Annotated in this window: 6 protein-coding genes; 5 read left to right on the top strand and 1 reads right to left on the bottom strand. The window is 62.9% G+C overall.

What is annotated here, in order from left to right:
* Nucleotides 1-219: 219 nt before the first annotated feature.
* Complete coding sequence (locus tag M0D69_RS08780) at nt 220-1,122, top strand: NAD kinase (protein ID WP_301781636.1); 903 nt, start codon at nt 220-222, stop codon at nt 1,120-1,122.
* 7 nt (nt 1,123-1,129) lie between these two features.
* Nucleotides 1,130-2,785 carry a DNA repair protein RecN gene (recN, locus tag M0D69_RS08775; protein WP_301781635.1) on the top strand — a complete coding sequence of 552 codons (1,656 nt, stop codon included), beginning with the start codon at nt 1,130-1,132 and terminating at the stop codon, nt 2,783-2,785.
* A gap of 78 nt (nt 2,786-2,863) precedes the next feature.
* Here the strand turns inward: recN and glnE are convergent, their stop codons facing one another.
* The gene (glnE, locus tag M0D69_RS08770; RefSeq protein WP_301781634.1) at nt 2,864-5,686 is read right to left on the bottom strand and encodes a bifunctional [glutamate--ammonia ligase]-adenylyl-L-tyrosine phosphorylase/[glutamate--ammonia-ligase] adenylyltransferase; all 2,823 of its coding nucleotides are present in this window, start codon (nt 5,684-5,686) and stop codon (nt 2,864-2,866) included.
* Nucleotides 5,687-5,903: 217 nt separating this feature from the next.
* On the opposite strand from glnE, the gene M0D69_RS08765 reads away from it, so the two are divergent.
* The 3 genes from M0D69_RS08765 (at nt 5,904) to tldD (ending at nt 12,562) form a co-directional block, all read left to right on the top strand.
* A complete protein-coding gene (locus M0D69_RS08765) occupies nt 5,904-10,097 on the top strand; it encodes a YhdP family protein (RefSeq protein ID WP_301781633.1) in 4,194 nt (1,397 codons plus the stop codon).
* A 64-nt stretch (nt 10,098-10,161) separates the two neighbouring features.
* Entirely contained in the window at nt 10,162-10,995 is an 834-nt protein-coding gene (locus M0D69_RS08760; protein WP_301781632.1) for a carbon-nitrogen hydrolase family protein, read from the top strand.
* A 100-nt stretch (nt 10,996-11,095) separates the two neighbouring features.
* Complete coding sequence (tldD, locus tag M0D69_RS08755; RefSeq protein ID WP_301781631.1) at nt 11,096-12,562, top strand: metalloprotease TldD; 1,467 nt, start codon at nt 11,096-11,098, stop codon at nt 12,560-12,562.
* Nucleotides 12,563-12,642 lie beyond the last annotated feature (80 nt).

Raw genomic sequence — 12,642 nt, 5'->3', positions numbered from 1 at the left:
CAACCTGAGCTCGCGGTATTCTGCAAGCTCCGCCCTTCAGGGCGGGGTAGTTGACTCACCCGTCATCAATTCATGATCTACACCATTCTAACGACAATTCGCCGTCGAGCCTGAGGCTTAGCGTACCAAGACACCGCGGACGCAACCCGAGGCAACCCGGAGGTGTTACGGACGCGGCTCACGGTTCTTTTCGACACTCACCTATGGTGTAATGCCGGCATGGAAATTGGTACCCAATTCAAGACTGTCGCGCTCGTGGGGCGCAACAATACGCCCGGCATCAAGGAGCCGCTGACGGCGCTCGCCGCTTGTATCGCGAAACGCGGCTTTGACGTCGTGTTCGAAGCGGAAACGGCGCAGGACGTCGGCGTGACCGACTACCCGGCGTTGACCGCGCCCGAAATCGGCGCGCGCGCGGACGCGGCGGTCGTGCTCGGCGGCGACGGCACCATGCTCGGTATTGCCCGGCAACTCGCGCCGTATCGCACGCCGCTGATCGGTGTAAACCACGGGCGGCTCGGTTTCATCACGGACATCACGCTGGCGGAAATGCAAGAACTCGTGCCGCAGATGCTGGCCGGCAGTTTCGAGCGCGAAGAGCGGACCTTGCTCGAGGCTCGCATTGTCCGGGACGGTGTGCCGATCTATCACGCGCTTGCGTTCAACGACGTCGTGGTGAATCGCAGCGGCTTTTCGGGCATGGCGGAACTGCGCGTCTCGGTAGATGGGCGCTTTATGTACAACCAGCGCTCGGACGGCCTGATCGTCGCCACGCCAACGGGTTCGACCGCGTACGCACTGTCCTCCTCCGGGCCGATCCTGCATCCGCAATTGCAGGGTTTCGTACTTGTGCCCATCGCGCCGCATTCGCTGTCCAACCGACCGATCGTTCTGCCCGACGACTCGCAAGTCGATATTCAAATTATTGGCGGGCGCGACGTAAACGTGAATTTCGACATGCAGTCTTTTACCGCTGTCGAACTGAACGACACCATTGAAGTACGGCGTTCGCGCCATACCGTGCCGGTGCTGCATCCGGTCGGTTATAGCCATTACGCCACGCTGCGCAAAAAGCTGCATTGGAACGAATATCCCTCGCACGAAGACGCCACGAAACTCTAAGACGCCCATGCTCCGCCATCTCTCGATTCGCGACTTCGTCATTGTCGCCGCGCTAGACCTCGAGTTCGAGCGCGGCTTCACCGTATTTTCGGGCGAAACCGGCGCCGGCAAGTCGATTCTCATCGACGCCCTCGCGCTCACGCTCGGCGCCCGGGCAGACGCGAGCATCGTGCGCACCGGCGAGGCGCGCGCGGATATCACGGCCGAGTTTTCGACTCACGCGCAGGTATCGCGCTGGCTGGACGAGCACGCGCTCGCCGTCGGCGACGCCGATACCGTGATGCTGCGGCGCGTGGTCGATTCGAGCGGGCGTTCGCGTGCGTTTATCAACGGCACACCGGCCACGCTCGTGCAGTTACGCGAATTGAGCGAAATGCTCGTCGATATCCACGGCCAGCACGCGCATCAATTGTTGATGCGTCCGGACGCCCAGCGCGAACTCTTCGATACCCACGCGGGCCTCCTCGACAGCGCGCAAAAAGTAGCGCGAGCGCATCGGGTATGGCGCGACGCGACGCATGCGGTGGAGCTGGCGCAGAACCGCGATCGCGAGTTACAGCTGGAGCGGGAGCGTCTCGCGTGGCAATTGAGCGAACTCGACAAGCTCGCGCCACAGCCGGGCGAGTGGGAAGAAGTGAGCGCCGAGCATCATCGGCTGTCGCATTCGGCTAGTTTGATCGATGGTGTGCAGGGTGCGTTGAACGCGCTGTCCGAGTCGGACGAAGCGATGATCACGCAGCTTTCCGCGATCGTGTCGAAGCTACGGAGTCTGGTCGATATCGATCCCGCGCTCGCCGACGTGCTCGCCTCGCTCGAACCTGCCGAAATTCAATTGCAGGAAGCGTCGTATTCGCTCTCGCATTACGCCCAGCGGCTCGAACTCGATCCGAACCGACTGGCGCAGGTCGAGCATCGGATGGAGCAATTGCATTCGGCGGCGCGCAAGTTCCGCATGCAGCCCGAAGCCTTGCCCGAGGAACATGCCGAGCGGCGCAAGCAATTAGCCGCGCTCGATGCCGCCGCCGATCTCGATGCATTGCGCGCCGCGGTGGCCAAGGCGAAAGAGGCTTATCTGGCGGAGGCAACGGTGTTGTCGAAGGCGCGCGGGAAAGCCGCGAAGTCGCTTGGCAAGGCCGTCACCCAGGGTATGCAGGAATTATCGATGGTCGGCGGGAGTTTTGAAGTCGCACTCGTGCCGCTCGCGGAGGGTGGCGCGAACGGGCTCGAACAGATCGAATTCCGGGTGGCCGGTCATGCAGGCGTGACGTTGCGGCCGCTGGCCAAGGTCGCGTCGGGCGGCGAACTCGCTCGGATCAGTCTCGCGCTGGCGGTGATTGCAAGCACGGCGAGCCCTACTCCGACGTTGATCTTCGACGAAGTGGATACGGGAATTGGCGGCGGCGTCGCGGAAGTTGTAGGACGTTTGCTGCATCAACTCGGCCGCGACCGGCAAGTGCTGTGCGTCACGCATTTGCCGCAAGTCGCGGCACGTGGCGATCATCACTTCCAGGTGGCGAAAACCGGAGACTCTACGGGCGGGACGGTCAGCACCGTCACGCCACTGGATAAATCGAAGCGCGTGGAGGAAGTCGCACGGATGCTCGGCGGGCTGGAGATCACGGCCACCACGCGCAAGCATGCGAAGGAAATGCTGGCTGCATAGGCTCGCACCGGTGGCGCAGGGAGGTTCCCTCGTCACCGACCAACGGAAGCTCGCCCGTCCGGCCGCGAGCAAAAACACCTACCCAAACACTCGCGTCCAAAGCCCCATCACTGCTTCCCTCTCCGCGGCAACCACGTCCGGTTCCACGCGCGCCTTCTCCATGCCGTCGAGCCTCAACGTGTGCTGCAACTTCCGATACCGCCTATACGCAGCCGCCACCGTTTCGGCCTCATCGGCGCTAATCAACCCAAACTCCGCGGCCCTCCCTAACAGCGAAATATTGCCCATATTACGCACGAATTCGGCGTCTTCCCGCGCGTGCAGCAACACCCAAAACTGCACGATGAACTCGATATCCACCATCCCGCCGCGATCGTGCTTCAAGTCGAATAACCTGCTCCGGTTCGGATGCCCGGCGTCCACCCGTTCGCGCATCGCGACGATCTCTTGCGCGAGCGCGGCAGCATCTCGCGGCATCGTGAGAACCTGAGCGCGAATCTCCTCGAAACGCGCGCCAATCTCGGCATCGCCGGCGCAATAACGCGCACGCGACAACGCCTGATGCTCCCAGACCCACGCCGTATTCGCGGCATCGCCTTCACGAATCTGATAACGCCGGAACGATTCCAGACTCGTCACCAGCAAACCCGATTCGCCATTTGGACGCAGCCGCAAATCGACGTCGAACAAGGTGCCCGCGCCCGTAGCCGTGGTAAGCCACGTGACGAGGCGGCGCGCGAACATCGCGTAGATATCGGCGGCGGCTTCTTCGGGGTCGTCGTGGAGAAAGATCAGGTCCAGGTCCGAAGCGTAGCCAAGCTCCTTCCCGCCCAGCTTCCCGTAAGCGATCACAGAAAAACGCGGCACCTCGCGATGGCGCTTGGGAAACTGCGACCACACCGTTTCGATAGTGACATCGAGCACCGCATCAGCCAGCGCCGACAACAAATCGCTCACATGTTCGACGGTGAGCTTGCCGCCCAGATCGATCAGCAGAATGCGAAACACCTCGGCCTGATGCGCGTGCCGCAGCAAGTTCATCTGCTGCTCGGCGCCATCGGCGGCGGCAATCTGCGCACGCAAGGTCTCGCGGAACTGCGACCAGTCGAACGGGCTCGCGATCACCTCGTCGTCGAGCAATTCGTCGAGAAGCTGCGGATGGCGAATCAAATAACCCGCCGCCCAACGCGATGCACCAAGCACCGACAATACCCGCTCGAGCGCCGTCGGATATTCGGTCAGCAAGGCAAGATAAGCGCCGCGCCGGCTGACCGCTTCGAGCAGGTCGAACAGCCGGGCGATGGTGTCGCCGCGCCGTTCGGGCGGCTGGGCACGCTGTGCGGCTTCGAGCGCGCGCTGCGCGACGATATCGAAACGTTCACGGCTGCGCTCGGGCAAACCTTCATACCGCGTCGATGTCCACACGCTGCGCAAACGTGCCAGCACGGCGGGGGCATCGGTGAAACCGAGTTCCGTCACGCGTTCGAGTAACTGCTCTTCGGCGCTGTCGTCGGCAAGCGCGCTGCTCCAGACCCACGACGCCGCCGAATCTTCCGCGACCGCGCAACCGCCATCGCCCTTCACCTTGTCGGCGAAAATCTGGTCGAACTGATGTTCCACGCGCGCCCGATGCGCCTCCAGCGCTTCCGTGAGCGCGGGGTAATCGGCGAAACCCATCGTTTTGGCGAGCACCGCGCGGTCCTCCGGCGCGACCGGCATCGCGTGCGTCTGGGCATCGCTTCGATACTGCAAGCGATGCTCGAGCTTGCGCAGAAACAAATAGGCCTCGCTGAGTTCGCTGCACACAGTCGCCGATATCAACCCGTGCGCCGCCGCGCGATTCAGCACGGACAAGGTCGGACGAATCCGCAGGTCGGCAATCTGGCCGCCACGAATCAATTGAAACACCTGGGCGCTGAACTCGATCTCCCGAATGCCGCCGCGGCCGAGCTTGATGTCGTCGGCTTTGTCGGGACGCATCGACGCACGCCGCTGCGCTTCCTGACGGATCTGCAGATGCAGCGCACGAATCGCGCTGATCACGCCATAGTCGAGATAACGCCGATAGATAAACGGCTTGGCGAGCCCGTCGAGTTGCGTCGCGAGCCGCTGCGCCGCTTCGCTCTCGCTCTCCGACACCAGCCGCCCCTTGATCCACGCATATCGCTCCCACTCGCGGCCCTGCACATAGAAATACTCTTCGAGCATGCCGAGCCCGCACGCGAGCGGACCGGCGTCGCCGTTCGGACGCAGACGCATATCGACGCGAAAGACATAACCGTCTTCCGTCACCTCGGCCAATGCACCTATCAGCTTGCGGCCGAGCCGCGTGAAATATTCCTGCGTCGATATCGCCGCGCGCTCGCCGCCAGTCGTCTCACCGTCTTCTTCATAAACGAAGATCAAATCGATATCCGACGACACGTTCAACTCACGCCCGCCGAGTTTTCCCATTCCCACGACACCCAGCGTCAGGCGCTGTCCATCCGGTCCCCGCGGCTCGCCGAACATGACCTCCAGATCCGCCGACAACACGGCAAGCGCGCGCTGGATGGTCAGCTCGGCGAGATCGGTCATTGCGCCCGTGACTTCGGCAACAGGCGCAAGGCCGGCGAGATCGCGTTCCATCACCGTGCAGAAGACCTCGATGCGCAGCCGCCGAAGCGCGGTCTTGAGCGCGGCTTCATCAAGCCGGCCGCTGCCTGAAGACGCCCCTGAAGACTCCCCTGAAGACGACGCCGAACATTCGTCGCACAACGCATTCAGCCGCGCTTCGATCCACGCGCGGCGAATGGGCGCTTTCGACCATTCGGCCAATGCCGCCGGCAAGTCGGGACGCGCTGCGTACATGCGCGCGGCGTAGTGGGAAGTGCTGGAACTCAGCAAAACGGCGTCGGTCATGAAAGGTCGGGCTCACTCATTGCTCACGTATTGCTCACATACCAGTCCGGCAGCATGCCGGGGCTTTTGCGCAAACACGCGCGAGATGCGCAAAACGCCATCTGGCGCGGCTTAGCGGCCGCATCGTAGCGTCTTCCCGCAGTTTTTTGCGATGCGCGCTGTGTTACATTTCAACGTCAAATCTCGAAAACCTACCATATCGCCGACCCGCCGCAGCATGTCCGACCGAAAGGAATTCGCCGACCCACCCGAAGCTGTACCTGTGAAGCTAGGTGGTCGCGCCGAGCTCGCACTATCGCGGGCGCTGAAAGTCCTTCTGGTGCTGGTCGCCGTAGTGTATTTCGCGGTCGCCGGCATCTACCTCGCGCTGCGTTATGCCGTGCTTCCCCAGATCGATGCGTTCAGGCCGCGCATCGAGCAGATGGTGTCGTCGAAAATCCATGCACAGTTGCATATAGGACGCCTCACCTCGAAGTGGTCCGGCATCCAGCCTTCGTTCGATATCGACAATCTCAGGATCGACGCCGCTGACGGCACGCCGGGTCTCGCCGTGCCGCACGCCAGCGCCACGGTCGCGTGGCGCTCGCTGCTGGGTCCCATCCCTGTCCTCTCGAATCTCACCGTCGATGGCCCCGATGTCGTCATCTCCCGCGCCGCCGACGGAGCGTTCAGCGTGGCCGGCGTGCCGATCCAGGCGAAACACACGGGCAACGACGCGTTCATGACCTGGCTGCTGAGGCAGCAAGCCATTGTGCTGCGCGACGGCACGCTGCGCTGGCACGACGGCGAGCGCAGCGCACCGGAACTCGCGCTCAAGCGCATTAAGCTCGCCATTCTGAACGACGGCTCGCATCACCGGGTTGCCTTGCAGGCGTCCCCCGACGGCGACCTGCTGCACGGACCGCTCGATTTTCGCGCGGACTTCCGGACGCCGCACTTCAGCGTGCCCGGCCGGCCGGCGAACTGGACGGGCCAAGCGTATCTGTCGACGGGTCCTGTCGATCTGCCCATGCTCTCGCGCTACGTGACGATGCCGTTCGCCACCTACGGCGGCCGTTTCGACAACCGCATCTGGCTCGACTTCGCGAGCGGCAAGCTGCAAACGGCGGGCGGCAACCTGACCGGAACTGACATCGCGTTGCGCGTGCGTCCGACGCAGCCGCGCCTCGACGTGCCGATCGCGGACTTCAACTGGAATCTCGCGCTGCAGGACGACGAATACACGCTGCAGCTCGCGAACCTGCACGCGGAACTCGGCCAGCCACCGCTGGCCGACGGCACGCCAGTGTCGCGCCTCCTCGCCCTGCACACGCTGACCGGCCGATACCGCGCGGCGAGCCTGAAGCGCGGGCAGATGTTCGGCGTGGCCGGCGATGTCGTCGATCTCGGCATTCTCGGAGAATTCTTGCGCGCACTGCCTTTGCCGGCGAAGTTGCAGAATGATCTGATCCGCTTCAACCCGCGTGGCCAGATCGCGAATTACACACTGGAAACCGAGCGCCCCAGGCCCACAACCGACGCACAAGCGCGAGCTCAGCGCCAGACAGGCGCAGAACCGCCGATGCGCTACACGCTAAAGGGCGACTTGCACGGCGTGAGTATGCAGGCCCAGGAGCCGCCGCCGGGATTGACGATCAACAACCATCCTCGGGCCGGGATTCCGGGTGTGGAGAACCTGTGGGGCAGTATTGATGCCGACCAGGATCACGGCAGCGCGATCATCGATACGAAGAACACCGCGATCACCGTGCCCGGCGTCTTCGATAACCCGCGTCTCGTGCTCGATCAGGCCGACGGCCGCGTGACCTGGACCCTCACCAACGCACCCGGCAAGCCACACAAGGCGATTGCCGCGCACGTGGAGACGCTGCACGTCAGGAACGCGGATACCGAGGCGAGCGCGACGGCGGAATATCGGAACGAGGGTGAAGGCCGCGGTTCCCTCGATCTCAAGGCAAAGGCGGCGCGCCTGAACGTGACGAGCCTTGTGCACTATCTGCCGACCAGCATCAGCGAAAAATTGCGCCTGTATCTGGGCCACGCCTTGCAAGCCGGCATCTCGCGCAACGCCACTATCGAGATTCACGGCGACCTCACGAAATTCCCCTACTCAAAGTTCCCCGATGCCGGCCAGTTTCGCATCGTCGCACCGTTCACCGGCGGCAAGTTCGAGCCGACGCCCTATCCGCCCAAGACCATGGCGAACGGGACGCCGAATGTGTGGCCGGCGTTCGATGGTATCGACGGGACGTTTCATCTCGCCGAAAACAAGCTGGGCTTCGACATTTCACGCGGCCGTTATCTCGGCGTGAGCGTGGTCAAGACAACGGGGCGTATTGAGGACCTGGGCAATCGTGAATCGAAGCTGGTGATCGACGCCGACGCGCGCGGTCCGGTCACCGACATGCTGCGTTATGTGGAAGACAGTTCGCTCGGCTCGCTCTCGCACCACGTGGCAACGAAGATTCAGGCAACCGGCAACGCCGCGCTGGCGCTGCAACTGCTGATTCCGCGTGTCGCGCCGCCGCCGGGCATGCGGCAGCACGTAGGCTATAAAGGCGCGCTCACGTTTAATGGTAACGACTTCGCATACGGCGCATTTCCGCCGCTATCCGATCTCAAAGGGCGAGCGAGGTTCGGCGAAAAGACCGTGTCGCTCGATGGCCTCACCGCGAAATTGCTGGGCGGCGACGTGCGTGGCACAGGCAACGTGAAACCCGACGGCAGTTACGCCTTCGACGTAAGCGGCCGCATAGGCGCCGATGCTGCCAAGGGCCTGAACGCGCGCGATCAGGCGCAGGCTGCACAAATTCTCAAGCACATCAGCGGCACCGCGCCGTACGACCTGCATCTGCGCGGCATGAAAAACGCGTTGCCGCGCGTCGAGGCCAGTTCCGATCTGACCGGCCTCGGGCTGGACTTCCCCGCACCCTTCAACAAGAGCGAAGGCACGCCAATGCCGTTCGCCTTCACGTTCGTGCCGGTCGCCGGATCATCGCTGGAGCACGACGCGAAACTCACGCTCGGGCCGGTGAATGCGCACTATGTGCTCAAGCGGGTTGGCAAGGAGGCGCCGACCGTTGAGCGTGGTGCTATCGGCGTGAACAAGCCGGCCGATCTGCCGGCGCAAGGCGTGACGGTCGCGGTGGATATCGACGAACTCGATGCCGATGCGTGGCGCAAATTCATCGCCGAACTAGGGCCGATGCCGCAACCCGACCCGAAGACTCAATCCCAGATCGTGAAGCAGTTCGTGCCCAATCGCTTCGCGCTGCATTTCACCACGGTCAAGCTGCTCAACCGGCGCTGGAAAGATGTATCGATCGGAGCCAATCGTGGCGATGACCGCAAGTGGCAGGCGAACATTGCGTCGGATCAGGTGACGGGAAATGCCGAGTGGATGCCCGGTGCAACGAAGGAAAGTCCGGGCGCGTTGCAGGCGCGATTCAGCAAAGTCGTGATTCCCGGTAAAGAGGAAACCGATCTGGTCGGACAGATGATCCGCAAGCCGCCGAAAAACATGCCGTCAATCGACCTGATCGTGAACGAACTCGTGGTGCGCGGACGCACGCTCGGGCGTCTGGAAGTCGACGCGCGCAACGACGTGGAGGACAAGGTGCCGGTCTGGTATCTGGACAAGCTGGACCTGACCAACCCGGACGCGAAGCTCTCCGCCACGGCCAACTGGCGCACGATCAGCGGTCCCGTGGGTTATCCGCCCGACGCCGACGACAACGCCCCCCGCCGCACCGCGCTCGATTTCAAGCTGGACATCATGGATGCCGGTGCGCTGGTCGAACGGCTGGGCCTGCCGCGCACCGTGAAGAACGGCAAAGGCACGGTATCGGGCCAGCTCGGCTGGGACGGCAGCCCGGCCGCCGTGGATCTGTCCACGCTCAACGGCAAGGTGGACGTCGACTTGCATCACGGCCAGATTCTCAAGGTCAATCCGGGCGCGGCCAAATTGCTCGGCGTGCTCAGCCTGCAAAGTCTGGCGCACTTTCTCACGCTGCATTTCCAGGACGTGGTTGGCAAGGGGCTGCCGTTCGACAAGATCACTGGCTCGGGCGTGGTTCAGAACGGCATCGGCCGCACCAACGATTTCACGATGATCACGGCGCCCGCGCGCGTCGAACTGAAGGGACTGGTCAATCTGCCGAAGGAAACGCAGGACCTGCACGCCAAGATCATCCCGACGGTCAGCGCGGGCGCCGTGGCGCTGGGCGCAGCGGTGATCAATCCTTTGCTCGGGCTCGGCACGCTGGTGGCCGATCTGCTGCTGTCGAAGTCGATTGGAAAAGCGTTCACCATCGACTATTCCATTACAGGCTCGTGGTCGAAACCGGTCATTCAGCGGGTGAAAGGCGATCAGGGTAAGATCGAAACTCCCGCTGAAGCCGTGCCCAACTGAGCGGTTTAAAGGTTGGCGGCAGGCGATTTCGATCATCATCGCGCCCCCTTTTTAGCAGGCTGACATGAGCGAAAGTTCAAGCGAAAGCACCCTCGGCACGTTCCATGTTGCCGCGCTGCAAATGGTGAGCGCGCCGGATCGTGAGCGCAATATTGCGGAAGCCGGGAGGCTGATTGCCGAAGCCGCGCGCGACGGCGCGCAGCTTGTGCTGCTGCCGGAATACTTCTGCTACATGGGTTTCAAGGACACGGACAAACTGGCAATCCGCGAAACGCCCGGCCACGGCCCGATCCAGCAGTTCCTGGCGGACGCGGCGCGCGAACATCGCGTATGGGTGATCGGTGGGACCTTGCCGCTGGAGTCGTCTGAAGCATCCCGTGTGCTCAATACCACGCTGGTCTTCGATCCCGCCGGCAAGCAGGTCGCCCGCTACGACAAGATTCATCTGTTCAACTTCGAGAAAGGCACGGAATCCTTTGACGAAGCCCGCACGATCTGTCCAGGCAATGAAGTGCAGACCTTCGAGGCGCCATTCGGGCGCGTCGGGTTGTCGGTGTGCTACGACCTGCGTTTTCCCGAGCTTTACAGAAAAATGGGCGATTGCGCGTTGATGGTCGTGCCGTCCGCGTTCACCTACACGACCGGCGAAGCCCACTGGGAAACGCTGCTCAAGGCGCGTGCGGTCGAAAACCAATGCTACGTGCTCGCCGCCGCGCAAGGCGGAAAACACGAAAACGGCCGCCGGACCTGGGGCCACAGCATGCTGATCGACCCGTGGGGCGAAATCGTGGCCGTGCTGGCGGAAGGCGCGGGCGTGGTAGCCGGAACGATTGATGCGGCACGTATCGCGTCGGTCCGGCAAAGCCTGCCGGCTTATCGCCATCGCGTGCTGGGTTAGCTTGTTTTACGGAGGACCCCCTCCATTTTGTCAGGATGTCGCACGAACACCCGAACGTTAGAATGCTTTTAATCCCCACAGACTTCGCCACAGGCAACGAATGAACATCATCGAACCCGGCATCCGAAATCTCGCCACCGCGAAAGAGATTCTTCTGACGCCCTACGGCCTCGACGAATCCACGATTACGCGCACGCTGGCCGAGATCTTCACGCACCGCGTGGATTACGCGGATCTCTATTTCCAGTCCACGCGCAGCGAAGCGTGGAGCCTGGAAGAAGGCATCGTCAAATCGGGCAGCTTCAGCATCGATCAGGGTGTCGGCGTGCGCGCCGTGTCGGGTGACCGGACGGCGTTCGCGTATTCGGACGACCTGTCGCCGGACTCCATCCGTCAGGCGGCTATCGCCACGCGCGCCATTGCGAAGGCTGGCGGCGGCAAACACAAGATCAAGTCGGCAAGCTCGCTGACGGGCGTGTTCGGCCGCGATCTATACCTGCCGTCCGATCCGCTTACTTCTCTCGACGCCACCGCGAAGGTGAAATTGCTCGAACGCGTGGAGCAGATGGCGCGCGGCCGCGATCCGCGCATCGTCCAGGTCATGGCCGGTCTCGCGGGTGAATACGACGTTGTGCTGGTCGCCCGCAGCGACGGTGCGCTGGCCGCTGACATCCGGCCGCTCGTGCGTGTCTCCGTGACGGTGATCGCCGAAAAGGACGGACGTCGCGAGATGGGCAGCGGCGGTGGCGGCGGGCGTTACGACTACGCTTATTTCACTGACGAAATCCTCTCCAGCTACGTGGATCAGGCGGTACACGCGGCACTCGTCAATCTCGATGCGCGCCCGGCTCCTGCCGGCGCAATGACCGTTGTGCTCGGACCGGGCTGGCCGGGCGTGTTGCTGCACGAAGCAATCGGCCACGGGTTGGAGGGTGACTTCAACCGCAAGGGATCGTCGGCGTTTGCGGGGCGTATCGGTGAGCGGGTGGCGGCGAAGGGCGTAACGGTCGTCGACGACGGCACGCTGCCGAACCGGCGCGGTTCGCTGAATATCGACGACGAAGGCAATCCTACGCAATGCACGACCTTGATCGAGGACGGCATTCTCAAGGGTTACATCCAGGATTCGCTGAACGCTCGTCTCATGAAGATGCCGGTGACAGGCAACGCGCGGCGTGAGTCGTATGCCGCCCTGCCCATGCCGCGCATGACCAACACGTACATGCTCAACGGCGACAAAGACCCCGCTGAAATCCTGGCATCGGTGAAAAACGGCTTGTATGCGGTGAATTTCGGCGGCGGTCAGGTCGACATCACCAACGGCAAGTTCGTGTTCTCCGCGTCCGAGGCGTACATGATCGAGAACGGCAAGATCACCTATCCGGTGAAGGGCGCAACGCTGATCGGCAGCGGCCCGGAATCGCTCAAGTACGTGACCATGATCGGCAACGACATGGCGCTCGACGGCGGTGTGGGCGTGTGCGGCAAGGAAGGCCAGAGCGTGCCGGTGGGCGTCGGTCAGCCAACCTTGCGCATCGAAAAGATGACGGTAGGTGGCACGGTTTGAGCGTGTAACCGCTGATTTTCCCGCGCCGCGCCTCATGAGATATATGAGCGCGTCGCGCGGGAAAACCGCATGAATTGCTC

The organism is Caballeronia sp. SEWSISQ10-4 2 (assembly GCF_030464885.1).
Lineage (GTDB): Bacteria > Pseudomonadota > Gammaproteobacteria > Burkholderiales > Burkholderiaceae > Caballeronia.
This window is presented reverse-complemented; position numbering and strand designations above follow the sequence as displayed.

Excerpts from the sequence above, each read along its gene's own strand:
- M0D69_RS08760 (WP_301781632.1), top strand. The coding sequence starts at position 10,162 with ATGAGCGAAAGTTCAAGCGAAAGCACCCTCGGCACGTTCCATGTTGCC.
- glnE (WP_301781634.1), bottom strand. The coding sequence starts at position 5,686 with ATGACCGACGCCGTTTTGCTGAGTTCCAGCACTTCCCACTACGCCGCG.
- tldD (WP_301781631.1), top strand. The coding sequence starts at position 11,096 with ATGAACATCATCGAACCCGGCATCCGAAATCTCGCCACCGCGAAAGAG.
- recN (WP_301781635.1), top strand. The coding sequence starts at position 1,130 with ATGCTCCGCCATCTCTCGATTCGCGACTTCGTCATTGTCGCCGCGCTA.
- M0D69_RS08765 (WP_301781633.1), top strand. The coding sequence starts at position 5,904 with ATGTCCGACCGAAAGGAATTCGCCGACCCACCCGAAGCTGTACCTGTG.
- M0D69_RS08780 (WP_301781636.1), top strand. The coding sequence starts at position 220 with ATGGAAATTGGTACCCAATTCAAGACTGTCGCGCTCGTGGGGCGCAAC.